Origin of the sequence: Spinactinospora alkalitolerans (assembly GCF_013408795.1) — a bacterium.
GTDB classification, from domain to species: domain Bacteria; phylum Actinomycetota; class Actinomycetes; order Streptosporangiales; family Streptosporangiaceae; genus Spinactinospora; species Spinactinospora alkalitolerans.
On the sequence record NZ_JACCCC010000001.1, the window covers coordinates 3,238,207 to 3,263,948 of the forward strand.

Annotated in this window: 24 protein-coding genes; 10 read left to right on the plus strand and 14 right to left on the minus strand. The window is 71.9% G+C overall.

The features are described from left to right. Positions 1 to 35: 35 nt before the first annotated feature. Positions 36 to 1,568: a serine hydrolase domain-containing protein gene (locus tag HDA32_RS14400; protein WP_179643675.1), complete on the minus strand. Its 1,533-nt coding sequence runs from the start codon at positions 1,566 to 1,568 to the stop codon at positions 36 to 38. 250 nt (positions 1,569 to 1,818) lie between these two features. Between HDA32_RS14400 and HDA32_RS14405 the strand changes: the two genes are divergently transcribed. Together HDA32_RS14405 and HDA32_RS14410 are read left to right on the plus strand one after the other, a co-directional pair. Further along, positions 1,819 to 2,469 (plus strand): maleylpyruvate isomerase N-terminal domain-containing protein, encoded by a 651-nt coding sequence (locus HDA32_RS14405; RefSeq protein ID WP_179643676.1) that lies wholly within the window; start codon positions 1,819 to 1,821, stop codon positions 2,467 to 2,469. A 170-nt stretch (positions 2,470 to 2,639) separates the two neighbouring features. Then, positions 2,640 to 2,969 carry a hypothetical protein gene (locus tag HDA32_RS14410; RefSeq protein ID WP_312863190.1) on the plus strand — a complete coding sequence of 110 codons (330 nt, stop codon included), beginning with the start codon at positions 2,640 to 2,642 and terminating at the stop codon, positions 2,967 to 2,969. Positions 2,970 to 3,152: 183 nt separating this feature from the next. Here HDA32_RS14410 and HDA32_RS14415 read toward each other — a convergent pair whose 3' ends face one another. The 4 genes from HDA32_RS14415 to HDA32_RS14430 all read right to left on the minus strand — a co-directional run bounded on the left by HDA32_RS14415 (position 3,153) and on the right by HDA32_RS14430 (position 6,154). Then, positions 3,153 to 3,719 (minus strand): VOC family protein, encoded by a 567-nt coding sequence (locus HDA32_RS14415; protein ID WP_312863191.1) that lies wholly within the window; start codon positions 3,717 to 3,719, stop codon positions 3,153 to 3,155. 117 nt (positions 3,720 to 3,836) lie between these two features. Continuing rightward, the gene (locus HDA32_RS14420; protein WP_179643677.1) at positions 3,837 to 4,307 is read right to left on the minus strand and encodes a MaoC family dehydratase; all 471 of its coding nucleotides are present in this window, start codon (positions 4,305 to 4,307) and stop codon (positions 3,837 to 3,839) included. A 48-nt stretch (positions 4,308 to 4,355) separates the two neighbouring features. Then, a complete protein-coding gene (couO, locus tag HDA32_RS14425; RefSeq protein WP_179643678.1) occupies positions 4,356 to 5,246 on the minus strand; it encodes a 4-hydroxyphenyl-beta-ketoacyl-CoA hydrolase in 891 nt (296 codons plus the stop codon). Beyond that, entirely contained in the window at positions 5,243 to 6,154 is a 912-nt protein-coding gene (locus HDA32_RS14430) for an SDR family NAD(P)-dependent oxidoreductase (RefSeq protein ID WP_179643679.1), read from the minus strand. The genes couO and HDA32_RS14430 overlap by 4 nt, the downstream gene beginning before the upstream one ends. A 115-nt stretch (positions 6,155 to 6,269) precedes the next feature. On the opposite strand from HDA32_RS14430, the gene HDA32_RS14435 reads away from it, so the two are divergent. Next, complete coding sequence (locus HDA32_RS14435) at positions 6,270 to 6,746, plus strand: MarR family winged helix-turn-helix transcriptional regulator (RefSeq protein ID WP_179643680.1); 477 nt, start codon at positions 6,270 to 6,272, stop codon at positions 6,744 to 6,746. Positions 6,747 to 6,819: 73 nt separating this feature from the next. On the opposite strand, the gene HDA32_RS14440 is transcribed toward HDA32_RS14435, so the two are convergent. The 3 genes from HDA32_RS14440 to HDA32_RS14450 all read right to left on the minus strand — a co-directional run bounded on the left by HDA32_RS14440 (position 6,820) and on the right by HDA32_RS14450 (position 10,998). Then, positions 6,820 to 8,142: an MFS transporter gene (locus HDA32_RS14440; protein ID WP_179643681.1), complete on the minus strand. Its 1,323-nt coding sequence runs from the start codon at positions 8,140 to 8,142 to the stop codon at positions 6,820 to 6,822. A 135-nt stretch (positions 8,143 to 8,277) separates the two neighbouring features. Further along, positions 8,278 to 9,801 (minus strand): acyl-CoA synthetase, encoded by a 1,524-nt coding sequence (locus HDA32_RS14445; RefSeq protein ID WP_179643682.1) that lies wholly within the window; start codon positions 9,799 to 9,801, stop codon positions 8,278 to 8,280. A 30-nt stretch (positions 9,802 to 9,831) separates the two neighbouring features. Then, a complete protein-coding gene (locus HDA32_RS14450; protein ID WP_179643683.1) occupies positions 9,832 to 10,998 on the minus strand; it encodes an acyl-CoA dehydrogenase family protein in 1,167 nt (388 codons plus the stop codon). Positions 10,999 to 11,550: 552 nt separating this feature from the next. Here HDA32_RS14450 and HDA32_RS14455 point away from each other — a divergent pair. From HDA32_RS14455 to HDA32_RS14465, 3 genes are all read left to right on the plus strand, one after another. Next, entirely contained in the window at positions 11,551 to 12,093 is a 543-nt protein-coding gene (locus HDA32_RS14455) for a dihydrofolate reductase family protein (RefSeq protein WP_179643684.1), read from the plus strand. A 491-nt stretch (positions 12,094 to 12,584) separates the two neighbouring features. Beyond that, complete coding sequence (locus tag HDA32_RS14460) at positions 12,585 to 13,511, plus strand: nitroreductase/quinone reductase family protein (protein WP_218882457.1); 927 nt, start codon at positions 12,585 to 12,587, stop codon at positions 13,509 to 13,511. Between the two features lie 218 nt (positions 13,512 to 13,729). Continuing rightward, positions 13,730 to 14,569: an alpha/beta fold hydrolase gene (locus HDA32_RS14465; protein WP_179643685.1), complete on the plus strand. Its 840-nt coding sequence runs from the start codon at positions 13,730 to 13,732 to the stop codon at positions 14,567 to 14,569. A gap of 35 nt (positions 14,570 to 14,604) precedes the next feature. On the opposite strand, the gene HDA32_RS14470 is transcribed toward HDA32_RS14465, so the two are convergent. From HDA32_RS14470 to HDA32_RS14495, 6 genes are all read right to left on the minus strand, one after another. Then, entirely contained in the window at positions 14,605 to 15,423 is an 819-nt protein-coding gene (locus HDA32_RS14470; protein WP_179643686.1) for an IclR family transcriptional regulator, read from the minus strand. Beyond that, complete coding sequence (locus HDA32_RS14475; protein ID WP_179643687.1) at positions 15,420 to 16,256, minus strand: carbohydrate ABC transporter permease; 837 nt, start codon at positions 16,254 to 16,256, stop codon at positions 15,420 to 15,422. Before HDA32_RS14475 ends, HDA32_RS14470 begins: the two co-directional genes overlap by 4 nt. Continuing rightward, on the minus strand, positions 16,256 to 17,206 hold the full coding sequence (locus HDA32_RS14480) for a carbohydrate ABC transporter permease (RefSeq protein WP_179643688.1): 951 nt from the start codon (positions 17,204 to 17,206) through the stop codon (positions 16,256 to 16,258). Before HDA32_RS14480 ends, HDA32_RS14475 begins: the two co-directional genes overlap by 1 nt. A 9-nt stretch (positions 17,207 to 17,215) precedes the next feature. Continuing rightward, complete coding sequence (locus HDA32_RS14485; RefSeq protein ID WP_179643689.1) at positions 17,216 to 18,514, minus strand: extracellular solute-binding protein; 1,299 nt, start codon at positions 18,512 to 18,514, stop codon at positions 17,216 to 17,218. A gap of 650 nt (positions 18,515 to 19,164) precedes the next feature. Then, positions 19,165 to 19,914: an IclR family transcriptional regulator gene (locus HDA32_RS31810; RefSeq protein WP_179643690.1), complete on the minus strand. Its 750-nt coding sequence runs from the start codon at positions 19,912 to 19,914 to the stop codon at positions 19,165 to 19,167. A 12-nt stretch (positions 19,915 to 19,926) separates the two neighbouring features. Further along, on the minus strand, positions 19,927 to 20,871 hold the full coding sequence (locus tag HDA32_RS14495; RefSeq protein WP_246334968.1) for a sugar kinase: 945 nt from the start codon (positions 20,869 to 20,871) through the stop codon (positions 19,927 to 19,929). A gap of 217 nt (positions 20,872 to 21,088) precedes the next feature. On the opposite strand from HDA32_RS14495, the gene HDA32_RS14500 reads away from it, so the two are divergent. The 4 genes from HDA32_RS14500 to HDA32_RS14515 all read left to right on the plus strand — a co-directional run bounded on the left by HDA32_RS14500 (position 21,089) and on the right by HDA32_RS14515 (position 25,686). Continuing rightward, positions 21,089 to 22,360, plus strand: coding sequence for an amidohydrolase/deacetylase family metallohydrolase (locus HDA32_RS14500; protein ID WP_179646702.1), 1,272 nt, complete (start codon positions 21,089 to 21,091; stop codon positions 22,358 to 22,360). Beyond that, positions 22,357 to 23,673: an alanine racemase gene (locus HDA32_RS14505; RefSeq protein ID WP_179643692.1), complete on the plus strand. Its 1,317-nt coding sequence runs from the start codon at positions 22,357 to 22,359 to the stop codon at positions 23,671 to 23,673. Before HDA32_RS14500 ends, HDA32_RS14505 begins: the two co-directional genes overlap by 4 nt. 54 nt (positions 23,674 to 23,727) lie before the next feature. Next, positions 23,728 to 24,108, plus strand: coding sequence for a RidA family protein (locus HDA32_RS14510; protein ID WP_179643693.1), 381 nt, complete (start codon positions 23,728 to 23,730; stop codon positions 24,106 to 24,108). 90 nt (positions 24,109 to 24,198) lie between these two features. Further along, entirely contained in the window at positions 24,199 to 25,686 is a 1,488-nt protein-coding gene (locus HDA32_RS14515; RefSeq protein WP_179643694.1) for a sodium:solute symporter family protein, read from the plus strand. Positions 25,687 to 25,742 lie beyond the last annotated feature (56 nt).

The window sequence follows — 25,742 nt, forward strand, 5'->3', positions numbered from 1 at the left end:
GGATCCACCGGAGAAGCCGCCACACATCCTCACAGTCAGTCGGCGGAAGACGGTGCCGAGCCCACACGGCCCACCCGCGCCAGTCCGATGATGCGCGCGGCCGCGACGGCGGTGCAGCCCAGTGCCGCTGCGCCGAGGAAGACCATGAAGGCGGGATAGAGATAGGACACCTGGGGCCAGGCCACGTCCCGGCCCCGGTAGAGGAAGCCGACCACCTGGTCGACCGTCGCGAACAGCACCGGCGGCACCGCCAAGGGCAGCAGCCGCGCCGCCGTGCGCCACGGCGGCAGCCCGGTCCGGGGCGCGGCCCAGCGGCGTGAACGCCGCACGCCGCGCCCGGCCAGGAGGACGGTGGCCGCGGAAAGGACCAGGAAGACCGCGTCGACCGCCGGGAGCACCGGATTCCGGGAGGGCGCGGGCGGCTCCCGGCCCTCGATCACGGCGATCAGGGCCTCGGCGACGGCCTGGGCGTCCCCGTAGGCCATCCCGGTGTTGGCCATGACCGCGACACCGTAGCCGGACCGGGGCAGCAGCGCCTGGTGGGCGGTCGAGGTGAACAGGTCCCCGCTGTGCTCGACGATCGGCGCCCCCGATTCGGTCTCGTCGACGGACCAGCCCAGCGCGTAGGAGCCGGAGGCCGGTGAGGGGGTGCGCATCTGCGTGATGCTGTCGGCCGAGACGATCCGGGCGCCGTCGGCCCCCCGCCCCTCGTTGCTCTGCATGATCAGCCAGGCGGCCATGTCATCGGCGGTGCTGACCACGCCGCCGGAGCCGTTGCCGAAGGCGCTCGGCTCGGGCACGGCCACGGGTCGCCCGAGGACTTTGAGGTGACCGTGCGCGCTGGGCGGCAGGTCGCGGTCGGTGTCGACGGTGAGGCTGTGCTCCATGCCGAGCGGCTCGAAGACGCGGGCCTCCAGGTGGTCGGCGAACGGCCTGCCGCCGACCACCTCGACCAGCCGCGCGGCGACCTGGAAATTGGGGTTGTGGTACTCCCAGTGCGTGCCCGGATCGGCGGCCGGCTCCGCGGTGCGCATTCCCCGCACCGCCTCGCGCAGGGTGGCGGGCTGGGGACGGCTGAACGCGGGGAACGTGCTGTCGGACATGCCCGAGGTCTGGTTCAGGAGCTGGCGAACGGTGATGTCGGCCGCGCGCGGGTCGGCCATCGTGAACTCGGGCAGGTGCTCGTGCACGGGCGCGTCGAGCTCCACTTCCCCCGCCTCCACGAGCTGCAGCACCGCCAGCGCGGTGAAGGACTTGCTCACCGAGGCCACGGCCATCGGGGTCCGGGCGGTGACGGCCGCGCCCGAGGGCGTGCTGCCATAGCCATCGGCGTGCACGACCTCGGTCCCGCGGGTGACGGCCACCGCGACGCCGGGCAGTCCGGTGGCCTCTCGGTACCCCTGCACAACGGCGTCGACGGATGCGGGCGTGACCCGTGCCGCGCCGTCGGCGCTCGCGCTCGGCGGCTGCACGGCGGCGGCGAGGAGGGCGGTGCACACCGCGGCGAGGCGGCCTGCGGTGCGCAGCGGTCGGCGAATGCGGTGACGCGGGGGCTCAGGTGTGGGCATCCACGTGAAGCTACGCGCCCCCGGCGGCCGCCGCCATGGGGGCGGCCCTCCACATCGGCTGCGGAAAACCACAGGGAACGACTCGGCCGCGGGACGTCGCCGCGCTCCCGACCGCCACGGGCGGTCGTCCCCGTCCCCCACCGATGCCGACCGCGTCCCTCGTCAGACGCCCTCCCATGCCGCGCCGGGAAGCGCTCCCCCGCCGCCTTCCGGCGGATCCGGCTCCCGGTGCTCGCGGTACGGTCCTGCCATGTCCCGATCAGCCGACGCCGCCGCGTCCCCTGTGACCGCCGACGACCTCGACCGGGCCGTCCAGCTTGCCCTCGCCGTCCTCCGGGAGGCGCCCTCCGCGGCCTGGGACCGCAGGGCCGGCTCACTGGAGTGGGACTGCTGGGAGACCGCCGAGCACCTCGGCGACGACCTCTTCGCCTACGCCGTCCAACTCGGTCCCAGGACACCGCCCCTGGACGGCGACGTGCCCTTCGCGTGGGAGAGCCGCAGGTCCGGCGGTCCGGCCAGCGCCGTCCACGCCGACCGCGCGGCGGGGCCCGCCGGGCTGCTGCAGGTGCTGGAGGCCTGCGGCGCGCTGCTGGCCGCCATGGTGCGCACGACGCCGCCGCGGGTCCGCGCCCACCACGTCTACGGGGTGTCGGACCCGGAGGGCTTCGCCGCGATGGGGATCGTGGAGACCCTGGTGCACACCCACGACCTGGCCGAAGGGCTCGGGCTCGCCTGGACCCCGCCCGCCGACCTGTGCTCGCGCGCGCTCGCCCGGCTGTTCCCCGACGCCCCGCGGGACACCGCCCCCTGGCCCGCCCTGCTGTGGGCCACCGGCCGCGCCGAACTGCCCGGACGTCCCCGCCTCACCTCATGGCGCTGGTACGCCGAGCCCCGGCCCTAGTTGTTCTGTCCTGTGAGCCTGGTGGCGCGGGAGGCGGGTGGGCCGCCGATGGAAGTGGAGAACCGGTGGTCCGCCGATTGCAGGCCGGTGGGCAGTGGGGGCGAGGACCGTATGGGGCCATCGGGCGGCGAAAGGGCCCGCCTGTCACCGCCCGCCGCCATAATCCAGGCATGGAGATGCGACGTTGTGACCACTGCGATCTGCTCATCGGCGCGGGATGCGCGTGCTCAAGGCCCGCACAGCGGGAGGCGAAGGAGTTCGTCGGGCCGTCGGGGACGCGCTTCTCCGGGGCCTCGATGCTGATCTCGCCGACCCGCCACGCCCACCGGCCCGGCTGCACGCACCTCTCGATCTCCGACATCACCCCGCCGGTGTGGGGCTGGATATCGGACCCCGACCCGCACCTGTGGGCCCGCCTCAGCGAAGAGCACCCCGTCCACGCCACCGAGGGCAACACGGCCCGCTACGCCACGAAACGCTGCCAGACCTGCGACGCGTGAGGCACCCGCCGTGCGGCCGAGCATCACAGCGATGCGTCGGCGAACGCCGTGCCGATCGTCCGCCGCGCGCGCCAAGGGGGTCCGGTGGACGGCGTCCGGCCCGACGGGGCGCGGCGCGACCGACGGCTCCGCGCCCCGTCCTCGGCGCATCGGAATGAGCGGAAGACGCCGATCTCCTAGCGTCTACTCCCCCGCGTGCGCCCTTTCGAGGGCGGCGATGTCGAATTTGGTCATCGAGAGCATCGCCTCGGTGGTGCGCTTGGCCTTCTCCTGGTCGGGGTCGCCGATCAGGTCGAAGAGCACGGCCGGCACGATCTGCCAGGACACGCCGTACTTGTCCTTCAGCCAGCCGCACTGGACCTCCTGGCCCCCTTCGGAGAGCCTGCTCCAGTAGTAGTCCACCTCGTCCTGGTCGGCGCAGCGGACCTGGAACGAGATGGAGTCGTTGAACGCGAAGGGCGCCGGCCCGCCGTTCAACGCGACGAACTTCTGGCCGTTGGCCTCGAACTCCACGGCCAGGACCGACCCGGCGGGGCCCGGCCCGGCTTCGGTGTAGCGGCCGATCCTTCCGATCCCGGAGTCCTTGAAGATCGAGACGTAGTGGTCGGCCGCCTCCTCGGCCTGGTCGTCGAACCACAGGCACGTGGTGAATCCGTCGGTGGCCATCGCCGCCTCCTCGTTGGTGAGCATGTCCACCTGTACCGACCGATCCCGCACCGCGAACTCATCGGTCGCGGCCGAATCCGGCACGGGAGTCCCCCGGCGCACCGGTCCCCGTACCACCGCCGGGCGGCCCGCGGCCGCCCGGCGGTGGCGGGGCGGCGCGGGGCCGGCGGTGCGCTCACACCGGTGGCCGCGCGGCCGGTGTCACTCGAACATCCGGTACACGGCCTCGGCGACGCAGGCCGGGCGCTGGCTGCCCTCCAGCTCGATGACGGCGTCGATCGTGACCTGGACCCCGCCCTTGGGGAGCTCCTCGTACCTCTTGAGAGCGGCGTTGAGGCGGACGCGGCCGTCGACGGGGACCGGGGCGGTGAAGCGGACCTTGTTGAGCCCGTAGTTGACCGCCGTGCTCACACTCCTGACGGTGAGCACCTCGTTCCACATGGGGATGATCAGCGAGAGGGTCAGGTAGCCGTGGGCGATGGGGCCGCCGAAGGGACTCTCGGCCCTGGCCCGTTCGGGGTCGGTGTGGATCCACTGGTGGTCGCCGGTGGCGTCGGCGAAGGTGTCGACGCGGTCCTGGGCGATCCGGATCCAGGAGCTGGTGCCGAGGGACTCGCCCTCGAGTTCTTTGAGTTCGGCGAGCGTGCCGAGCGTGGTGGTGTCGGCGGACACGGTTCCTCCAAGCGTGCGGGTGGGTCTGGGGTGCTGCCGCCTGCTGCGTCAGCGCCGGATTCCGAGGACCTCGAGCGCGTTGCCCTTGAGGATCAGGGGGCGGACCTCGTCCTTGATCTCCAGGCCGTCGAAGTCGCGCATCCAGCGGTCGGGCTGGATGACCGGGAAGTCCGAGCCGAAGAGGACCTTGTGGCGCAGCATCGAGTTGGCGGCGCGGACCAACTGCGGCGGGAAGTACTTGGGGGACCACCCGGACAGGTCGATGTAGACGTTGGACTTGTGTGTCGCGCTGGAGATCGCGGCGTCCTGCCACGGCACCGACGGGTGGGCCATGATGATCGTCAGCTCGGGGAAGTCGGCCGCGACGTCGTCGAGCAGCATCGGGTCGGAGTAGCGCAGTTTGATGCCGTGCCCGCCGGGGAGCCCGGCTCCGATCCCGGTCTGGCCTGTGTGGAACAGGGCCGGCACGCCGGCTTCGGCGACGGCCTCGTAGACGGGGTAGAAGGCGCGGTCGTTGGGCTCGAACCCCTGCAGGCTGGGGTGGAACTTGAAGCCCTTGACGCCGTATTCGTCGACCAGCGTGCGCACGCGCCCGGCGGCGGCCCTGCCCTGCCAGGGGTCGACGGAGCCGAAGGGGATCAGCACGTCGTTGTGCCGGGCGGCGCCCTCGGCGATCTCTTCGACGGAGTTGACGGGGTGGCCGGTGGCGGCGCCCGCATCAACGGTGAACACGATCGCGGCCATGTTGCGGTCGCGGTAGTGCCCGGCGATGGCGTCGAGGGAGGGCGTGCGCTCCGCGCCGGACTTGAAGTACTTCTCCGACGCCGCCATCAGCTCGTCGTCGAGGGACCTGTGGCCGCAGGCGTCGATTTCGGCGTGGGCGTGGACGTCGAGCGCGGTGATGGCGTCGAAGTCGATGCCGTACTCGTACCGGCTCATCGCGCCGTCGCCTCCTCGGGGAGCTCCTCGCCGACCGACTCCAGGTGGTCGGCGAAGGTGGACGGCCATTCGTCGGCGATCGTCCCGGCGTCCCAGCCGCCGTCGTGGTAGGCCTTGACGGTCATGTCGGGGTGCGACCACAGGGCGAGGCGGTCGCCCCCGACGCCGACGGCCTGGCCGGTGACGCCGGCGGCCGCGTCGCCGGCCAGGAAGGCCACGGCGCCCGCGGCGTCCTCCGGACCGCCGAAGCCGAGCTCGCGGCGGGCGAACGGCGGCAGCGGGTCGCCGTTGTCCATGGCCTCGACGTAGGGCTTGAGGAAGGGGACGGTCTCGGTCATCGAGGTGGCCGCGACCGGGACGACCGCGTTGACGGTGATGTCCGCCCGGCCGAGTTCCATGGCCCAGGTGCGCACCATGCCGAGGATGCCGGCCTTCGCGCCGGCGTAGTTCGTCTGGCCGAAGTTGCCGCGCTGACCGGCCGGGGAGCCGACGCAGATGATGCGGCCGCCCTCGCCCTGCTCGCGCATCCTGACGGCCGCGGCGCGCACGCAGGTGAACGTGCCGCGCATGTGGACGTTGATCACCTCGTCGAAGTCGTCGTCGGTCATCTTCCACAGGACTCTGTCGCGGAGGATGCCGGCGTTGGTGACGAGGACGTCGAGGCGGCCGAACCTCTCGACCGCGCCGTCGACCAGGGCCTGCGCGGTCTCCGTGCTCCCGACGGCGCCGACCACCGCGTGGGCGCTTCCGCCCGCCTCGGTGATCGAGGCGACGGCGGCGTCGGCCGTCTCCCGCCTGATGTCGTTGACGATGACCGATGCGCCGCGGCGGGCGAGTTCGCGGGCGTAGGCCAGACCGAGGCCCTGGCCGCTGCCGGTGACGATCGCGACCTTGTTGCTGAGATCCATGGGAGTCCCTGATGAGCTGGGGAATTGTCCAAATCAGATGTGAACATATACTATTGACGATGTCAATGGTTTATGGTTGCTAATCTACTGAGCATCACGAACGGAAGGACGTTGGATGGCCGCGAAGCGTTTGTTGACCGACGACATCGGCTTTCTGCTGTCACGAGCGAGCGGTGCGGTGGCGCGGTCTGCGAGCAAGGCGCTGGCGCCGCTGGGGCTGCGGGTCCGCTCCTACTCGGTCCTGATGCTCGCGGGTGAGGGGACCGCCGGCGTCACCCAGCGGCGCCTTGCCGCCACCATGGGGCTGGACCCCAGCCAGATCGTGGCCCTCGTCGACGACCTGGAGACGCGCGGCCTCGTCACCCGCACCCCCGACCCGGCCGACCGCCGCAACAAACTGATCACCGCGACCGACGAGGGCCACCGGGTCCGCGAGGACGCGCAGCAGCGCGTGGACCAGGCGCACGACGACTACTTCGACCGGGTGCCGCACGAGAGTCTGGACGAGCTCCGACACGCGTTGCGACGGATCGCCTTCCCCGATGACCTGCCGGTCGGACACGAGTCCGAGCCCTCGACGGCGCCGGAGTGACGGCCCGTGACGGCCCGGAGCCCCGGGGCGGCCCAGAGGCCGCGCCGCGGAGCTCCGGGCCGCCGGAGCCGGATCAGAGGCTCTCCGCGGTGAGGTCGTTGTCCTTGCTCTCGCGCGTGGCGAGGATGAAGGCGCCGCTGACCGCGCTGACGATGACCAGGAACCATACGACGGACATGATGTCCCGCCCGGACGACGCGTACAGCGAGGCCAGGATCAACGGGGTCAGACCGGCGCCGACGAGCGTCGCGATCTGGTAGCCGAGGGAGGCGCCGGTGTAGCGGGCCTTGGTGCCGAACTGCTCCGAGATGAAGGCCGCCATCGGGCCATAGGTCATGGCGTGGCAGGTCAGGCCGGTGAAGAAGGCCAGGAAGATGAGCAGCGCGCTCCCGGACGCCAGCCACTGGAGCATCGGGTACAGCAGGACGGCGAAGAGGAGCAGGCCGCTGACCATGACCGGGCGCCGGCCCAGGGTGTCGGACAGGCGCCCCAGCCCGACGACGGTGAAGATCTGGCTGAAGGAGGCCAGACTGAAGCAGAGCAGCAGCAGTTGCTGGTCGGATCCCTGGGCCACGCCGTAGGTGATCGCGAACGTCGCGAACAGGACCTGCATCGCGAAGCTTCCGCTGCATCCGAACGCCGTGAGGACCAGGTTCTTGGGTCGGCGCAGCACCTGCAGGATCGGCACCGGCGGCTTCTTCTCGGTCGAGCGGGCCATCGCGGCCTTGAAGATCGGGCTCTCCGACACGCGGGAGCGGATGAACAGCCCCACGACCAGCAGCAGCACGGAGAGCAGGAACGGGACGCGCCAGCCCCAGGACAGGAACTGCTCCTCTGGCAGCGCGGAGAAGATCCCCATGATCAGCGTCCCCAGAACCGCGCCGGAGGGGGCTCCGGCGTTGGTGAACGACGCCGCGAATCCGCGCCGTCCCTTCTCGGAGTGCTCCAGGGACATCAGCGCGGCGCCGCCCCATTCGCCGCCGACGGCGATGCCCTGCCCCATCCTGAGGATGACGAGGATGATCGCCCCCCAAGAGCCGATGACCTCCGGCGATGGGATGAGGCCGATGAGGAAGGAGGAGACGCCCATCACGGTCATCGAGACGACCAGCATCTTCTTGCGCCCGATGCGGTCACCGAAATGGCCGAAGACGGCTCCCCCGACGGGGCGGGCGATGTAGCCCGCGGCGAACGTCCCATACGATGCGACCGTCGCGGCCAGCGGGTCGAGGCCGGAGAAGAAGACCGGCCCGAAGACCAGCGACGCGGCGGTGGCGTAGAGGAGGAAGTCGTAGTACTCGATGGTGCTGCCGAGGTAACTCGACAGGATGACCCGGCGTATCTCTCTTCTTCGTTGCGTGGCCGGCGTTTCTGCGGCGGCTTCGGCGGCCGTCATCGGTGCTCCTAGAGGTCAGGGGGATGGCTCCGGCTGCGGCGGAGCGCTGGACGGGAGGGCGCGGAGGTGGTTCCCTCTCGTGCGCGCCGGGGATCCGGTGCGGCGGATCACGGGGGGGCGAACGGGCGCGGAGCGCTAGTCGGCGTATTTGTCGCGGAGTTCGTTCTTGCGGATCTTCCCGCTCGCGTTGCGGGGAATTTCGTCCAGAACGACGAACGACTTCGGGATCTTGTACTTGGCGAGGCGCTCCCGCAGAAAGCCCGCCATGTCCTCCTCGGACAGGGAGACGCCGTCGACGAAGGTGACGGCCGCGCGTCCCACCTCGCCCCATTTCTCATCGGGGACGCCGAACACCGCGCAGCCCGCGATGCCGGGGAGGTCGAGCAGCACGCTCTCGACCTCGGCCGGGTAGATGTTCTCGCCACCGGAGATGATCATGTCCTTCGTCCGGTCGACGACGGCGACGAAACCGTCCTCGTCGGCGACTCCGACGTCGCCGGATCGGAACCAGCGCCCGTCGGCGAAGGCCTCGGCGGTGGCCTCCGGACGCCGCCAGTACTCCTTCATGACGTTGGGGCCGCTGATCTGGATCTCGCCCCGTTCCCCGACGCCGGCCGGACCGCCGGCCGAGTCGACCACGCGGACGTCGGTGAAGAAGTGCGGCACACCGGCGGTCCCGAGCTTCCGCTCGACGTTGCCGGGGGTGAGGATCAGCGCCCCGGGACCGGTCTCGGTGAGGCCGTAGCCCTGGCACATCCTGATCCCGCGGTCGGCGTAGGCGCGCAGCGTTCGCCGCGGAACCGGGGCGGCGGCGACCACCACGCGGCGCAGTGAGGACAGGTCCGTCGACTCCCAGTCCGGATGGGCGCTGAGGGCGTCGTACATCGTCGGCACGCCGAACATGTAGGTGACGCCCTCGCGCTCGATCACGTCCAGGACGCGCTCGGCGTCGAACCCCTCCTCGATGCGGACGGTGCCGCCCTTGAGCAGGGTCGGCAGCGAGACGAAGTCCAGGGCCGCGGTGTGGAACAGCGGCGCGCAGACCAGCGCCACCTCGTCGCCGGCCAGGTCGAGGTCGATGACCGGGTTCAGGACGGCGAACACGATGTTGCCGTGGGTCAGCACGACGCCTTTGGGTCGGCCGGTGGTGCCGGAGGTGTACATGATGAAGCAGGGATCGTCGTGGGTGACCCGCTCGTCGATCCGCGCCGTGTCGGCGCCCGCGATGACCGCTTCGTAGTCCGGTGCCCCGGCGTCGGACGCACCGCCGACCACGACCCGCTGACGCGTTCCGGCGCGCTCGGCGGCCGCGACGGCGACCTCGGCCGTCTCGGCGGAGTGGATGAGCACCGAGGCTCCCGAGTCCTCCAGGCAGAACGCGACCTCGGGGACCGTCAGGCGCGCATTGAGCGGGACGAAGACCGCCCCCAGCAGGCCCGACGCGAAGAGGGCCTCGAGGTAGGCGGGGTGGTTCGCGCTCAGCAGCGCCACGCGGTCGCCCCTGCCGACGCCGAGTCCGCGCAGCGCGTGGGCCAGGCGCGTCACCCGGTCGTCGAGCCGGACGTAGGTCCAGCGCTCTTCGCGGAACGCGATCGCGGTCTTCTCGGCTTCCAGGCGGACGCGCCGGTAGGGCCACGACCCCACGCCTTCGTTCAGCATGGCCTGTGTCTCCTAGAGGTAGAGGGCGGTCTACTGCCTCGTCAGCCTGCGGCCGATGATCTCCTTCATGACCTCGGTGGTGCCCGCGTAGAGAGTGCCGCCGCGGCAGTCGAGGTAGTCCCGGGCGACGTCGTACTCCTTCATGAAGCCGTAGCCGCCGTGCAGTTGCAGGCATCGCTGGACGACCTTCTGCTGCAGTTCGGTCACCCACCACTTGGCCATCGCCGCGTTGGCCTCGTCGAGGTCTCCGGTGGACGCGTCGAGGACGCAGCGGTCGACGAAGACCTGGGCGATCTCGATCTCGGTGGCGAGCTCGGCGAGGTAGAAGCGGTTGGCCTGGAAGTCGGCGATGCGCCGGCCGAAGGCCGTGCGGTCGCAGCTATGGCTCAGCGCCTGCTCGAAGGTGCGCCGCATGGCCGCCATCGCCGTGACCGCCACGCTGAGGCGCTCCTGCGACAGGTTGTGGCGCAGGTAGCCGAATCCCGCGTTCTCCACGCCGAGGACGTTGGCCCTGGGCACGCGGGCGTCGTCGAAGACGAGCTCGGCGGTGTCCTGCGCGCTCAGGCCGATCTTGCGCAGTGGGCCGTTGCGGGTGAAGCCGGGCGTGTCGGCGTCGACGAGGACGAGGCTCATGCCCCGGCGTCCGGCCGCAGGGTCGGTGCGGACCACGACGAGGAAGACGTCGGCGACCATGCCGTTGCTGATGAACGTCTTGGCGCCGTTGAGCACGAGGTCGCCGCCGTCCGCGGTCGCCGTGGTGGTGATGGACGCGAGGTCGCTGCCGGCACCGGGTTCGGTCATCGCGATGGCGCTGATGATCTCCCCGGAGCACAGCGGCGCCAGCCAGCGCCGCTTCTGCCCGTCGTCGGCCAGGGAGACCAGGTACGGCGCCACCAGGTCGTTGAATCCGCTGAGGTTCATCGCCACCGAGGTCGCGCCGACTCGGGCGAGCTCCTCGATCAGCACGGCGTTGAACCGGAAGTCGTCGATCCCGCCGCCGTTGTACTCCTCTTCGGCGCTGATGCCGAGCAGGCCCAGTTCCCCGGCACGGCGGTAGACCCCGCGGTCGACGTGTCCCTGCTCGGCCCACCTCTCCAGGTGCGGGGCGACCTCGCGTTCGGCGAAGGCCCGCGCGGTCTGGCGGAACACGTCGTGGTCCTCGTCGAAGACCGTCCGTTGCAGGGAGACCGAATCCATGGCCGTCCTCTCGTACTGCGCGCCGTCCACTCGATCAAGCGCGGTTGGCTCATAGCGACCCGCCGACGCAGGGGCGTGGTGCTCCGCATGCGCCACCATGCCGCAGATCACAGTGAAACAGCAACGATTGAATAAGTCAATGAAGAGTTTTCTCAACTATTGATGATCGTCCGGTAGGACGGCGATCCGCGAAACAACCGTGGACACCGCTCCTGCCGCCGCGAGACCCTGTCCGGATGGTCACGCCCAAGATCCCCCGATGCACCGCGACCTCGGCTTCAACGGCCCGCTCTCCGAGGAGCGCGCCGACCGGCTGATCCGCACGCTCGGCCCTCTCGCCGGGCGCCGGGTGGTCGACCTCGCCCTCGTCCGGACCTGGGATCACGCATCCGATCGGCGGGGAGGGAGCGCGTGCGGCCACACGGACCGAGGGACCGGATCGGAGGTGTCCGTGGTGCCCGCGCCCGCGATCGCCGCCGACGCACCGATGAGTTCGGGCGCGGTCCGTCGTCTCAACAGGTGCGACCGCATCGATCTCGACGGAGGTAATTCATGGGCAGAATGCTGTACTCGGTCACCATGTCGCTGGACGGCTTCATCGCCGGCCCGGGCGGGGACATGTCCTGGCTGACCGAGCACCTCGGGCCCAACCCGACGGTGGAGAAGCTCATCGGCGACATCGGCGCCCTCCTCGTCGGCAACCGCACCTTCGGCGGCGACGACCCGCACAGGGGCACCGACAAGGAGGGCGAGCCGTTCGGCGGCGGATGGAGCGGACCCCAGTTCGTGCTCACCCACCACGCCCCGGAGACCCCGGTGCCGGGGGTCACCTTCGTCGGCGACCTCGACAGCGCGGTCGCCGCGGCCAAGGCCGCCGCAGGGGACAAGTACGTCAACGTCCTCGGCGCGAGCATCGCTCGGCAGTGCCTCGACGCGGGCGTGCTCGACGAGATCCTCGTGTTCATCGTGCCCGTCCTGCTCGGCGACGGCGTCCGGCTGTTCGACCGGCCGGGCGGGACCAACATCAGACTCGAACGCCTCAGCCTGACCCAGGCGCCTGGGGCGACGAGCATCTGGCTGCGCGTCGTCGGGTAGCCGTCGGCCGGGACCTCGGGCTGCAGGGCGGCACGTGCGGACTCCGGTGGGCGCGTCGCTCTCAGCCGACGCCCCGTCCACCGGAGGTCCCCGTGCGCAAAGGCCCGCCACCGGACCGGAACCGGGCCGCGGCCGGCATCTTCAGGGCGAAAAGGCCCACTGAAACAGCCCGGCGAAATACCGGCTTGACAACGCAGTGGAAAGCGGTTTGAATTTTCCCGTGCCGCGTGGCGTCACCAGGGAGACCGGTGGCGAGTGGGCGGCACCCGACCCCAAGGAGATGATGCCGTCATGACGCACCTCATGGGAATCGTCTAGCGCCTTCGCGCCCGCGCGGCCTCCGCGTCCGGCAGCGTGCCCGGCACCGCCGTTCCGCCTGACCCCGCATGCTCTTCACGGTCCGCTCAGCGACCGTCACCTCTCTGCGGCTCTTTGCATCCACGCCGTTTCGTCATGCCCGAAAACGCATCCGTGCGCCATTCGGCCGACCGATGCCGCAGTGCTTTCACCGCCATTTCCCCATTGGCGTGCGCCCGCATATCCGCACGTCTACGAGAAAGCGAGAAAACGCCATCGCCATTGATTTCAATCAGCAGGTCATCGACGAGTTCCGCGCCAACCGGGGCCGCGTCGGGGGCATGTTCGAAGGAGGGCGGCTCCTGCTGCTGACCACCACCGGCGCCAGGACGGGCCTGCCCCGCACCACCCCGGTCGGCTACCTGCCCGACGACGAGGCCGGCCGCAGGCTCGTCATCGCCTCGGCCGCGGGGGCGCCCGCGCATCCGGCCTGGTACCACAACATCCTCGCCGATCCGCGGGTCACCGTCGAGGACGGCGTCTTCACCTACAGCGCCAACGCGGTCGTCACCGAAGGCGAGGAGCGCGACCGGCTCTTCGCCCGCGCCGTCGAGTCCGACCCCGGCTGGGGCGAGTACCAGGCCAAGACCGCCCGGACGCTGCCCGTCATCGCGCTGGAGCCGATCGACGGCGGGCCGCCGGACCTGCCTCCGGGAGACGCCCTCAAGGCCGTCCACGACGGCATCCGCCGCGAACTGGGACTGATCCGGGCCGAGATCACCGCCGCCGGTCCCGGGGCCCTGGGCGCGCAACTGCGGATCAACTGCCTGACCATGTGCCAGGGGGTGCACCACCACCACACCGCCGAGGACGGCGGGCTCTTCCCCGCCCTGAGGGCCGGGCACCCCGAGCTGGCGCCGGTCGTGGACCGCCTCAGCGGCGAGCACGAGAAGGTCGAGCGGTTGCTGAAGGAGCTGCAGAAGCACGTCTCCGACGGCGCGGACACCGTGTCGGCGCTGGGCGAGGTGGAACGGCTCACGGCGGAACTGGAGGCCCACCTCGACTACGAGGAGGAGCAGCTCGTGCCGCTGCTGAACGCGCTCGGCACCGGGCCGGCGTGACGCCGCGGCCGTCGAGGACGTGGTGGCCGTCTACCGGAGCCTGCTCGACCAGGGCGTCCCCGCGTCGCGGATCCCGCCGGCGGGAGAGTCGGCCGACGAGGCGCCGGGCCGGTGCGATGGTCGGGAAATCACTCAGGCGGCGACGATTTTCCCCGCCGACCGGAGTCCTATCCGTGTCACCGCGATCGCGGACGACCACTGAGAAAGGACGACTCGCCATGTCCACCACCCACACCCTTGACGTCCCGGGCGCGCGCCTGCACTACGAGGTCCGCGGCGCGGGACCGCTGTTTCTGGTCATGGGATCGCCGATGGCCGCGGCGGCCTTCGCGCCGCTGGCCGAGGCGCTCGCGGGCGACCGCACCGTCGTCACCCACGACCCGCGGGGCATCTCGGGCAGCCTCCTCGACGACCCCGAGCAGGACTCCACCCCCGAACTGCGGGCCGACGACGCCGCCGCCCTCCTGGACGCCCTCGGAGCCGAGTCCGCCGACGTGTTCGGCAGCAGCGGCGGCGCGGTGACCGGACTCGCACTGGCCGAGCGGCACCCCGGGCGGGTGCGCACGCTCGTCGCGCACGAGCCTCCCCTGCTGGAGCTGCTGCCCGACGCCGCCGAGCGGCGCGCCGGAGTCGAGGACATGATCGCGACCTTCCACCGGGAGGGCCTGGAGGCGGCGTGGAAGAAGTTCATGGCCGACGCCGGATTCGACGACGGCGACGGCGACGGCGCCCCCGCTGCTCCGCCCGGGGAGCCCTCGGAGCAGGACATCGCCGACAGCGCCCGCTTCTTCGGCCACGAACTGCGGGGCACCACGCGCTACGTGCCCGACGCCGCCGCGTTGAGCACCGGCCCGACCCGCGTCGTCGTCGGCATCGGCGCCGACTCGGGCGGCCTGGTCACCCACCGGACCTCCACGGCGCTGGCCAAGCTGCTCGGCACGCCGCCGACCGAGTTCCCCGGCGACCACGGCGGTTTCATCGGCCAACCCGAGGAGTTCGCCGAGGTGCTGCGCGGGGTGCTGGCGGACCGGGGAACGAGCGGACCGCTCGCGCGCTAGAGCGTTGACGGGAGACCGCCCGGGGGAAGGGCGCCCTACGGACCGGGGCGCCCCGACTCCTCGCCGGAGGGCGGGGCGCCCAGTTCGGCGGAGATCCGGGCGGCGACCTCGGCCACCTGCGGCCCCATCTCCCGCACCCGCGCCACAGGGAGCCGACTGACCAGCGACGAGACGCTGATGGCCGCGATGGGGTCGCGGCCGTGGTCGAACACCGGGGCCGCCACGCAGCGCACCTCCGGCTCGTTCTCCCGGTCGTCGATGGCGTAGCCGCGCACGCGCACCCGCCGCAGTTCCTCGTGGAACACCGCGGGGTCGGTGATGGTGTGCTCGGTCACGGACGGCAGCCCGTCGGCCAGCACATCGGCCACCAGGTCGGGCGGGCTGAAGGCGAGGATCGCCTTGCCCACGGCGGTCCGGTAGGCGGGCATCCGCGCGCCGATGCGCGAGGCCATCCGGACGATCGTGGTGTTCTCGACCTTGTCCGCGTAGACGACGTCGTGGCCGTCGGGCAGCACGAGATGGCAGGTGTGGCCGGTGCGGCGCATCAGCCCGCGCAAGTGGTCGGAGGCGACCGACCGCAGGTCCATCTGGTCCAGGTAGGCCTGCCACAGCGACAGGGCCGCCGGTCCCAGCCGGAACCGGCCGGCCCCGCTGTCGCGGTCGAGCAGCCGTGCTTCCACGAGCGGGGCCGTCAGCCGCAGCACCGAACTCTTGTTGATCCCCACCGCATCGGCGAGTTCGGTGAGGGTCGCACCGCCGCTGCCGGGCGGTCGGCAGCGCACGAACTCCAGGATGGCCAGCGCCCGGCGCAGTGACACCGAGGCGTTGCGCCGCGGCGCGGTGTCGGCGTTCATCCCTTGACCGCACCTCCCAGGCCCGAGGCCAGTCGGCGCTGCACGAACAGGAAGAACACCAGCACCGGAACGGTCATCAGCACCGACCCGGCCATGATGGCGCCCCAGTCGTTCTGGTCGGGGCGGAAGAAGGACAGCAGCACGACGGGCAGCGTCTGCTTCTCCTGGGCGGAGATGATGAAGGTCGTCGCGAACAGAAAGTCGTTCCAGGTCATGATGAACGAGAAGATGCTCGTCGCGACCACCCCTGGAGCGACCAGCGGGAACAGCACCCGCCAGACGAAGGTGAGGCTGCCGGCCCCGTCCAGCCGGGCGGCCTCCTCCAGCTCCCGGGGGACCGCCGCGACGAACCCGCGCAGCATCCAGATCGCCAGCGGGATCGCGAACGCCGTATGCACCAGCATGAGCGACCCCAGGTGGTTGAGCCCGAGCTGCGGAACCGTCTGCCCGATGCCGCGCATCAGGAAGAACAGCGGAATCGTCAGGGCCTCCACCGGCACCATCTGCGCGATGAGCACCATGACCAGCAGCGTAACGCGCGACCGGAAGCGGTAGCGGGTCAGAGCCACCGCGGCCAGGAACGCGCACAGCGTCGAGAACACCACCACCGCGGCCGCCACCGTGGCGCTGTTGAGCAGGTACCGCCCGAAGTCCTCGACCAGCAGCACCCTGCGGAACGAGTCCAGGGTGGGCGAGAGCGTGAAGGGGGTGGGATCGCCCGCCTCCAGCGCGGTGCGGGGCTTGAGCGCCGACAGCACCATCCAGTACAGCGGGAACGCCACGGCCAGGGCGATCAGCAGACCGACCGTGTTGACGCGCAGTCCGCGGAGCATCACAGCACCTCCCCTTGGCGACGCAGCGCACGCAGGTAGACGAGGGAGATCACGAGCAGCAGCAGGGTGGTGATCACCCCGATCGCCGAACCGAGCCCGTACTGGCCGGAGGCGAACGCCTGCTGGTAGGCGTAGACGTTGAGCACCAGGTTCTGCCCGGCGATCCCGCCGCCGCCGGTCATGATGTAGATCTGCGTGAAGATCTTGAAGTCCCAGATGATGGACTGGATCGTCACGATCGTCATCACCGGGCGCAGCATCGGCAGCATGACGCTCCACGCGATCCGGCCGGTCGAGGCGCCGTCCAGCCGCGCCGCCTCGATCACCTCGTGCGGGATCGCGCGGATGCCCGCGTACAGCGTGACCATGACGAACGGGAACGAGCACCACACCACCTGGCTCAGCACCAGCCCGAAGGCCGACCACTTGGTGTAGGTCCAGGAGTGCCCCTCGAACTCGGTCAGCCCCAGGCCGGCCAGTGCCTGGTTGACCGGTCCCAGGGAGGGGTCGAACAGGAACAGCCACACCGCGCTGCCGGTGACCGCCGGGGTGGCCCAAGCGCCCAGCGCGGCCAGGAACAGCAGGATGCGCACCCAGGGCGCCAGCCGGGTGGCCAGCACCGCCAGGCACCCGCCGACCGCGAGCGTGCCGAGGACGCAGGCGCCCGCGAAGACGACGGTGTTGAGCAGCACCTCCCAGAACTGGGGGTCGCCCAGCAGGGCCCGGTAGTTCTCCAGGCCGGTGAACCGCAGCGGCTCGGCGCCGGTGACCTGCGGCTGCCGGTAGTCGTAGAAGGAGACCAGGGCCAGTTGGTAGAGCGGATAGGCCAGCATCACGCCCAGCACCACCAGGGCGGGCAGCAGGTACATCCACGGTTCGATGCGGCCGCTCCGGCGCCGCCGGGAGGTGGCGCCCCCGGGGAGCCGGAGCGATGGTGCGGACATGCCCATGCGCGCCGGTCACTCCCCGGTGAAGGCGTCGTCGAGGGAGGCCGCGGCCTCCTGGGCCGCCTGGTCGACCGAGGCGTCCCCGGTGGCGACGCGCTGCACCATGGTGGGGAGCACGCCCTCGGCGTCGATGCCGGCCCAGGCGCCGGTGACGGGGACGAACCGGGTTCCGGCGTCCAGCGTCTCGATGAACGGCGCCACCTCCTCGTCGGTGGCGGCGACGTCGCTCTGCACGCTGCTGAGGGTGGGCAGGTTGCCCATGGCCTCGTACATCTGCTGCTGGTACTTCTTGCCGGACAGCAGCTTCACGAACTCCACCGACAGGGTGCGGTGGTCGGTTCCGGCCAGCACTCCCAGGTTGTTGCCTCCGGCGAAGGCGGGGGCGATCGAGTCGGGTTCGGCGCCGGGCAGCGGGACGACCGCTGTGTCCTCGGCGACGTCGCTGTCCTGCACGGCGTTGAGGTTGAAGTTGCCGCCGATGGTCATGGCGGCCTCGCCGGCGATGAAGTTCTGCACGCTCTCGTTGCCGGTCATCTGGGCGCACGTCTGCGGCGGGCAGACGTCCTCGGAGAGGATCTCGGCGTAGAGCTCGAGGCCGGCCTTGGCGTCCTCGGAGTCGATGGCGGCGGTGTGGGATTCGCCGTCGGCCTCGGCGATGTCGCCGCCGTTGGCCCAGACGAAGGGCAGGAAGCCGTAGGTGTAGGCGCCGCCGGTGGAGATCCCGAGCATGTCGGGGTCGTCCTCGCGCACCGCGCGGCCCGCCTCGACCACCTCCTCCAGGGTCTCGGGGATGTCGATGCCCAGGTCGTCGAAGACGTCGGTGCGGTAGTAGAGGGCGCGCACCCCCAGGAACCAGGGCACGCCGTAGGTGCCGCCGTCGACCTGGGCGGTGGCGGCGACGTCGTCGGAGATGTCGCCGTGGTCCTCCCACTCGGCGAGTTCCGCGCCGATGTCGGCGAAGCCGCCGGCCTCGACGTAGCCGGCGAGGTCGGTGTTTCCGTACTCGGCGACGTCGGGGGCCGAGGAGGGGTCGTTGAAGGCTCCCTGGAAGCGCTCGGCGCGGGTGTCGATCGGGATGTACTGGACGTCCACGGTGACGCCCTCGTGGTCGGCCTCGAACTCCGCGACGGCTTCGTCGACCACCTGCTCCTTGGGCTCCTGGTCGACTTCGGAGAACAGCCACACGCGGAGGGTGCCCTCCATCTCGTCGGCACCGGAACCGGGGGTGTCGGTCTGGGCGGGGGCGCAGGCGGCCAGCAGCGCCGCGAGCCCGAGAAGGGCACCGGCACGGGCCGGGCGGGGGATTCGCATCTGATTTCCTTCGCCGGATCGGAGATGACGGGAAAGCGGGGCTTGTTCCGGTCTAGACCGGATTGGACCGCTTGATGGTCACCGAACTTAGGCAGGGAGCGCCGACCGGCTGAAGAGGATGCGGGCAAGATTGTGTAATGCACAACGGCCGGGCGCCGATGCAGCACGCGTCCGGCCCCCTTCTCGCCGATCCTGACCTTGTGGGGCCTGAAAACGTTGCGATAACCCCACAACATCAACTTGAGTTTTAACCTTGGCCACTGGGGGTCTTTGACCTCAGCCCCAGGAGGGATCCGCGGTGACCGGGCGATCCTCTCGCGTGGCCGAAGGCCCCCACAGGGATCGCCCCGGCGCCGCGCCACCCACGCCGCCACCGTGCCTGCCAGGACGCGACCGCGGTTTCGGCGCGCAGTGAAGAAACGGGCCACCACCCTCACCCGCCCCGGCCACCAGGCCGAAACCGCGGTGCCGTCCCGCGCCCACGGCGCCGGCGTGCGCTTCGCGCGCGGGAGGGCGATTTTGCGTCCACGGGCCTTCGGCCACGCGAGAGAATCGCCCACCCGCACGCCCTCCCTCCTGGGGCGGGCCTTCAAAACCCCCTGTGGTCGAGGTTGAAACCCAAGATCAAGATCGGCGAGGGAGCCGCCCGGTCAGGCGCGGGCGCTCCATCCGATCTCCTCGCTGATGGCGCCGGCGGTCGCGGTGAGGTCGGGGGCCAGCGCGAGCAGTCCCGCGCGGTCCAGGACCATGCCGGGGGCGGAGACCGACACCGCCGCGGAGACGCGCCCGGAGGCGTCGCGGATCGGCGCGGCCACGCACTGGATGAACTCCTCGTGCTCGAAGTCGTCGAGCGCCCACCCCCGCTCGGCGACGGCCGCGAGGTCCTCGTCGAGCTCCGTCCGGGTCGTGCGGGTGTTGGGAGTGCAGCGGCCGAAGGGGGGCGGGCCGAGCAGCTCGTCGCGCTCTTCCTCGGACAGGTGCGCGAGGATCGCCTTGCCGACCCCGGTCGCGTGCAGCGGGGCCGACGCGCCGATGCGGGAGTACATCCGTACGGCGTGGCGCGACTCCACCTTGTCGAGGTAGACCACGCTGTCGCCTTCGAGCGCCGCGAGGTGCACGGTGTGGCCGCACGCCGCGCCGAGCGCGCGCAGGTGGCCGGTCGCCGCCGCACGGAGATCGACGCCCTCCAGCGCGGCGTGTGCGAGCGTGGCCATGCGCGGGCCGATCCGGTAGCGGCCGTCCTCCGTGCGACGCACGAACCGCTCCTCCTCCAGCGTCCGCAGCAGGCGCAGCGAGGTGGTGCGGTGCACGCCGAGGCGCCGGCCCAGCTCGCTGATGGTCGCGGGGCCCGAGGCCAGTTCGACCAGGATGCGAAGCGCGCGTTCGAGGCTGCTGGGCACCGGTTCCCTCCCTCAGTCGTCCGGGTGTGCCGAGCGCACACCGGTGGTCTCGCACCGCTCCCGGCCCGGGGCGGCCCCGGGCCGCTCCGGCTCGGTCCCGGCCCGCGGGGGGATGTCGCCGCGCACCCGCAGCACGGTACCGGCCAGCCGGGCGCCCTCGGTCAGGCAGTTCCCGATCGGGGCCTTCGAGAGCAGCCCGCGCAGCACCCCGGCGGCGAACGCGTCGCCGGCGCCCACGGGCTCCACCACGTCGACCTCCGGCGCGGGCCGGTACCACCGCCGGTCGCCGCGGAAGGCGGTGGCGCCCTGCGGCCCCTGCTTGATGACGACCAGTTCGGGGCCCGACAGCAACGCGCGGGCCTCCTCGACGGTCGTCGCGCCCCACAGCGCCCGGGCCTCGTCGAGGCCGCAGAAGACGACATCGGCCCGGCGGGCCGCGGAGAGCAGGACCTCCGCATCGGAGGCGCCGTGCAGGGCCGGGCGGTGGTTGACGTCGAAGCTGCGCAGCGTGCCGGGGGGCGCGCCGGTCAGCAGCTCCTCCACCAGGCCACGGCCGGTGTCGGAGATCGCGGCGGTGATCCCGGTGGTGTGCACCAGCCGGGGGCGGTCGGCCCAGATCCGTGCGGCGTCGCGCCGGTTCAGCGCCGAGGCGGCGGAGCCTCGGCGGTAGTAGCGCACGCGGGTGCCCTCGGGGCCGGACTCCTTGGCGTAGAGCCCCGTGGGGCGCTCGGGATCCGTGCGGACCACGCAGTGCACGCCCTCGGCGGTGAGCCGTCCGACCACATGGCGCCCGAACGCGTCGTCGCCCACGGCGCTGTGCCACGCCACCCGGTGCCCGGTCCGTGCCAGGTACACGGCGACGTTGGACTCGGCGCCGCCGATGTCGAGGCGCAGTGTCGCCCCGCCGAGGGCCGCGGGACCGCGGAGGTCCGCGGGGTCGGGCAGCAGCAGCGCCATCGTCTCGCCGACGCACGCCGCGTCGACGGCGGAAGCGGAGGCGGAAGCGGCGGCGCGCCCGTGCTCGCTGCTCACCCGCGACCTCCCCGGCGGTGACCCCGGACACATGGGGTGTTGACCTCCATCACGGACGGATGCTATTCACTTTGCTGAAGAATACGCAACAGTGCTGCGCATGACGCAGCATTCGGTCAGTATCCGATCGGGGGTATCCGGCATGTGGGATCTGCTGCTGCGCGGCGGCCGGGTCGTCGATCCCGCCTCGGGACAGGACGGGACCGCCGACATCGCCGTGCACAACGGCAGGATCGCCGAGGTGCGGCCCGCGCCGCCGACCGGCGCCGCCGACACCGCCGCCGAGGTCGTCGACGTCCGCGGCGCCCTGGTGACACCGGGGCTCGTCGACATGCACACCCACCTGTGGCACGGCGCCACCTACTGGGGGCTGGACCCCGATCCGATCGCCTGGCGCACGGGGGTGACCACCTGGGTGGACGCCGGCTCCGCCGGCGCCTACGGCATGGACGGCCTGCACCGCTTCGTCGCCGGGCCGGCGCGCGTCCGCGTTCACGCCCTGATCAACGTGTCCGGTCTCGGGCTGGTCGCGGAGACCGGGGAGCACCACGTGCTCGACAACCTCGACGTCGACACCGCCGCCGCGGTGGCCGCGCGCCACGGTGAACTGGTACGGGGCGTGAAGGCGCGCATCGACGCCCGCACCGTCGGCCGGCACGGGCTGGAGCCGCTGCGCCGCGCGGCCGCGCTGGCGCGGCGGCTGGAGCGCCCGCTGATGGTGCACGTCGGCTACGGACCGCCCACCATCGCCGAGATCGTGCCGTTCCTCACCGAGGGCGACATCCTCACCCACTGCGCCTCGGGCTGCCCCGCCGACCTGGTCCGCGACGGCCGCCTCACCGACGCGACCAAGCGGGCCCTGGACACCGGTGTGGTCTTCGACCTCGGCCACGGGTCCGGCGCCCTCGCCTTCGACGTGCTGGAGACCGAGCTGGCCGCCGGCGTCCGCCCGGTCGTCTCCTCCGACCTGCACGCCCGTTCGGTGCACGGCCCCGCCTTCGACCTGCCGACCGTGCTGACCAAGATGCTCGCCGTCGGCATGGAGCTGCCGGAGGCCGTCGAGGCCGCCACCGTCCGCCCGGCGCGTGCGCTCGGCCTCGACGCGGGGACCCTGGCGCGCGGCGCACCGGCCGACATCGCCGTGTTCCGCATGGAGCGGGGCGCCTTCCCGGTCCTCGACGTGCACGGCGGAGCGCGCGAGGCATCGATGCGGCTGACCAACACCGCCACCTACCTCGCCGGCCGGCCGCTTCCGCCGTGCGCGGCCGAGCCGCCCCCGGTATGGGTGCCGCTCAGCCCCGCCCAGCGGCGCGCCGAGGACGTCCGGCACGAGCGGACCCGGTCGGCCGTGCAGCGGCTGACCCGGCCCGAGGACTTCGACGAACCCTTTCCCCGTCCCGAGGCGCCATCATGACCGAAGCATCCCCGCCCACGCCCCCGTCCCCGATCGCCGGAGCCGGGCTGCCCGCCGCCGCCCTGGCCGGGCTCGACGCCGATCCGGTCGAGGCCCGCTGCCTGCCGGACAGCCCCGCGGCCCCGGCCGAGGTCCGGGCCGCCGGATTGCGGCTGAGCGACCTGTGGCTGCCCGCGGTGGTGCTGCGCGACGACGCGCTGCGGCACAACCTCGACCGCTTCGCCCGCTGGTGCGCCGAGCGCGGTGCGGACCTGGCGCCGCACGCCAAGACGACGATGTCGCCCCACCTCTGGTCGGCCCAACTGGACCGCGGCGCCTGGGGACTCACCGCCGCCACGGTGGCCCAGGCCCGCGTGCTGCGGCGGTTCGGCGCGCGCCGGGTGCTGATCGCCAACGAGGTGGTCGAATCCGGGCAGCTCGCCTGGCTGGCCGGCGCCCTCGCCGACGACGGTTTCGAGCCGCTGTGCCTGGTCGACTCCTCGGCCGGGGTGGAGCTGATGGAGCAGGGGCTCGCCGCGGCGCCGCGCGCGCTGCCGGTGCTGGTGGAGCTGGGCGTGCCCGGGCGGCGCACCGGCGTGCGCGATCCCGATGAGGCGCTCGCCCTCGCGCGGCGCGTGGCCCGCAGCCCCCGCCTCACGCTGGTCGGCGTCGAGGGCTTCGAGGGGGTGTTCCCGCAGCGCCGCGACGGCGACGCCCCCGCCCGCGCCCGCGCATGGCTCGACGGCATCGCCGGGCTCGCGCGGCGCGCCGACGCCGAAGGGCTGTTCGCCGACGCGGCCGAGGTGATCGTGACCGCGGGCGGCAGCAGCTATCCCGACCTGGCCGCCGACGCGCTCGCCGCGACACCGGAGCTGTCCCGCCCGACGCGGCGGGTCATCCGTTCCGGGTGCTACCTGACCCACGACGACCTGTTCATGGAGCGCGCCTCGCCGCTGCGCAGCGGGGCCGACGACAGCCCTCTGCGGCCGGCGCTGTCCTGCTACGCACGGGTGCTGTCGCGCCCGGAACCGGGCCGGGCGCTGCTCGGCGTCGGCAAGCGCGACGTCTCCTTCGACATCGACCTGCCCGTCCCGCGCGCCGTCCTGCGCGGCGGGCTGCGCACGCCGCTGGAGGGCCGGGCCCGCGTCACCGAACTCAACGACCACCACGGCTTCCTCGACGTCGGCGACCTCTCCGGCATCGCGGTACCCGAGGTCGGCGACGTCGTGGAGCTGGGGCTGTCCCATCCGTGCACCGTGTTCGACAAGTGGCCGCTGATCCCGGTGCTGGACGCGCAGGACAGGGTCGTGGACGCCGTCCGCACCCTCTTCTGAAAGCGCTCCGCGCACCGGCCTCCCCGCACCACCGCTCATGAGAGGAGCATTTCCATGGCCAAACGAGTGATCCGCACGTCCAACGCCGCACCGCCCGGAGGTCCGTACTCGCAGGCGGTCGTCGCCGGCGACTTCGTCCACCTCGCCGGAGCGACCCCGCACCGCACGGACCGCTCCCTCGTCGAGGGGACGTTCGCCGAGCAGGCCCGAGCCACCTTCGACAACCTCGCGGCGGTCGCCGAGGCCGCGGGGGCGAGCCTGGCCGACGCGGTCCGGGTCGGCGTCTACCTGCGCGACCTCGGCGACTTCGCGGAGATGAACGAGTTGTTCGGGGAGTACTTCGGCGCGGAGCCGCCCGCCCGCACCACCCTGCAGGCCGACCTGCCCGGCTTCGCCATCGAGATCGACGCGGTGCTGTACCGGCCGACCGGCTAGCGGTCCGCCCCCGCGCCGCGCCGGGGCCGACGCGTCCCCTCCCCCTCCGACGCCCATCGGGCCGGACCTCCGGTCACTGGAGAGGCTCTCATGATCGATGACAACCTGGTCTACCTCCTGGCCTTCCTGGGCGCACTCGCGGTGATGCTCGGCATCGGCGTGTGGGTCGCCCGGCGCACCGGCAGCGGGGAGGACTTCCTGATGGCCGGGCGCAGGCTGAACACTCCCCTGCTCATGGGGACCACGCTGGCCACCCTGGTGGGCACCGGCTCCAGCCTCGGCGCCGTGGGCTTCGCCTACGAGAACGGCTGGGCCGGCACGCTGTACGGCATCGGCGGGGCCTTCGGCGTCTTCGCCCTGCTCTGGCTGTTCTCCGACGTGCGCCGGCACGGGTTCATGACCTTCTCCGAGGAGATGAGCTACTACTACGGGGCCAGCCGCCTGATCAAAGGGGTCGTCTCCGTCATCCTGCTGCTCGCCTCGGTGGGGTGGCTGGGCGCGCACATCCTCGGCGGCGCGCTCTACCTGTCCTACCTCACCGGCATGGACCCGGCCGCGGCCAAGATCGTCGTCGCCTTCGGCTTCGGGCTGTACACGGTCGTCGGCGGCTACCTCGCGGTCGTGATCACCGACGCGGTGCAGGGCACGATCCTGTTCGTCGGCTTCTCCGTCCTCGCGGTCGTCGCCCTGGTGCGGATCGGCGGACTCGACGGCATCGCGGAGGGCGCGCCCTCCGCGGCCACCTCGATGCTGGGCGTGGAGGCGCTGGGGGTGCTGCCGGCGGTGTCGCTGGCCCTGGTCATCGCCGTGGGCGTTCTGGCCACGCCGTCCTACCGGCAGCGGATCTACTCCGCGGCGAACGTGCGGACCGTGCGGCGCAGCTTCGCCTGGGTCGGACTGCTGTTCGCCGTGTTCGCGGTGCTGCCGGCCGTCGCGGGCCTCGCGGCCCGCACGCTGGAGCCCGGTCTGGACAACCCCGACCTGGCCTTCCCGTACCTGGCCACCACGCTGTTCCCGGTGTGGCTGGGGGCCTTCCTGCTCATCGCCGGCCTGTCGGCCACCATGTCCTCGGGCGACTCCGACGCGGTGGCCGGGGTCACGATCCTGCTGCGCGACGTCGTCCAGCTCGTCACCGGAAGGCTCCCGCGGGCCGAGCACATGGTCCGCAACTCCCGGTTCGCGCTGGTCGGCGTGCTCGGGCTGGCGCTGGCCGGAGCGCTGACGGCCGACACCATCATCGACTACATCACGCTGATGATCTCGACCGTACTCACCGGACTGCTGGTCGCCTCCGTGCTCGGCAAGTTCTGGCCGCGCGCCACGTGGCAGGGCGGCCTCGCCGCCATGATCGGCGGCTCGGCGATGGCGCTGGCCGTCGAGAACATCGCGTCCTGGTCCGGTTTCTGGGGAAATCCGGTCATCCCGTCCCTGCTGACGGCCCTCGCGGCGGGGGTGCTGGTCAGCCTGCTCACCCCCAGGCGGCGCATCTCCGGCGACGAGGCGCTGCGCCTGCTGGCCGAGGAGCGGGCGACGCTCGACGTCGGCACCCGCCTCCGCGGCGAGGAGCCGAAGGAGTGACGGACGGCCCTGGCCGGAAAGGCAACGACAGCGAGGGCCGCTCCAACGGATACGTC

What these genes read in the sequence shown, in the direction of transcription:
- HDA32_RS14495 (WP_246334968.1), bottom strand. Translation starts at nt 20,871, where the DNA reads ATGGCGCTGCTGCTGCCCGACCCCGCGGACCTCCGCGGTCCCGCGGCC.
- HDA32_RS14470 (WP_179643686.1), bottom strand. Translation starts at nt 15,423, where the DNA reads ATGAACGCCGACACCGCGCCGCGGCGCAACGCCTCGGTGTCACTGCGC.
- couO (WP_179643678.1), bottom strand. Translation starts at nt 5,246, where the DNA reads ATGAGCCGGTACGAGTACGGCATCGACTTCGACGCCATCACCGCGCTC.
- HDA32_RS14505 (WP_179643692.1), top strand. Translation starts at nt 22,357, where the DNA reads ATGACCGAAGCATCCCCGCCCACGCCCCCGTCCCCGATCGCCGGAGCC.
- HDA32_RS14405 (WP_179643676.1), top strand. Translation starts at nt 1,819, where the DNA reads ATGTCCCGATCAGCCGACGCCGCCGCGTCCCCTGTGACCGCCGACGAC.
- HDA32_RS14445 (WP_179643682.1), bottom strand. Translation starts at nt 9,801, where the DNA reads ATGCTGAACGAAGGCGTGGGGTCGTGGCCCTACCGGCGCGTCCGCCTG.
- HDA32_RS14510 (WP_179643693.1), top strand. Translation starts at nt 23,728, where the DNA reads ATGGCCAAACGAGTGATCCGCACGTCCAACGCCGCACCGCCCGGAGGT.
- HDA32_RS14400 (WP_179643675.1), bottom strand. Translation starts at nt 1,568, where the DNA reads ATGCCCACACCTGAGCCCCCGCGTCACCGCATTCGCCGACCGCTGCGC.
- HDA32_RS14485 (WP_179643689.1), bottom strand. Translation starts at nt 18,514, where the DNA reads ATGCGAATCCCCCGCCCGGCCCGTGCCGGTGCCCTTCTCGGGCTCGCG.
- HDA32_RS14455 (WP_179643684.1), top strand. Translation starts at nt 11,551, where the DNA reads ATGGGCAGAATGCTGTACTCGGTCACCATGTCGCTGGACGGCTTCATC.
- HDA32_RS14515 (WP_179643694.1), top strand. Translation starts at nt 24,199, where the DNA reads ATGATCGATGACAACCTGGTCTACCTCCTGGCCTTCCTGGGCGCACTC.
- HDA32_RS14500 (WP_179646702.1), top strand. Translation starts at nt 21,089, where the DNA reads ATGTGGGATCTGCTGCTGCGCGGCGGCCGGGTCGTCGATCCCGCCTCG.
- HDA32_RS14475 (WP_179643687.1), bottom strand. Translation starts at nt 16,256, where the DNA reads ATGCTCCGCGGACTGCGCGTCAACACGGTCGGTCTGCTGATCGCCCTG.
- HDA32_RS14410 (WP_312863190.1), top strand. Translation starts at nt 2,640, where the DNA reads ATGGAGATGCGACGTTGTGACCACTGCGATCTGCTCATCGGCGCGGGA.
- HDA32_RS14435 (WP_179643680.1), top strand. Translation starts at nt 6,270, where the DNA reads ATGGCCGCGAAGCGTTTGTTGACCGACGACATCGGCTTTCTGCTGTCA.
- HDA32_RS14460 (WP_218882457.1), top strand. Translation starts at nt 12,585, where the DNA reads ATGCCGCAGTGCTTTCACCGCCATTTCCCCATTGGCGTGCGCCCGCAT.
- HDA32_RS14430 (WP_179643679.1), bottom strand. Translation starts at nt 6,154, where the DNA reads ATGGATCTCAGCAACAAGGTCGCGATCGTCACCGGCAGCGGCCAGGGC.
- HDA32_RS14450 (WP_179643683.1), bottom strand. Translation starts at nt 10,998, where the DNA reads ATGGATTCGGTCTCCCTGCAACGGACGGTCTTCGACGAGGACCACGAC.
- HDA32_RS14465 (WP_179643685.1), top strand. Translation starts at nt 13,730, where the DNA reads ATGTCCACCACCCACACCCTTGACGTCCCGGGCGCGCGCCTGCACTAC.
- HDA32_RS14440 (WP_179643681.1), bottom strand. Translation starts at nt 8,142, where the DNA reads ATGACGGCCGCCGAAGCCGCCGCAGAAACGCCGGCCACGCAACGAAGA.
- HDA32_RS14480 (WP_179643688.1), bottom strand. Translation starts at nt 17,206, where the DNA reads ATGGGCATGTCCGCACCATCGCTCCGGCTCCCCGGGGGCGCCACCTCC.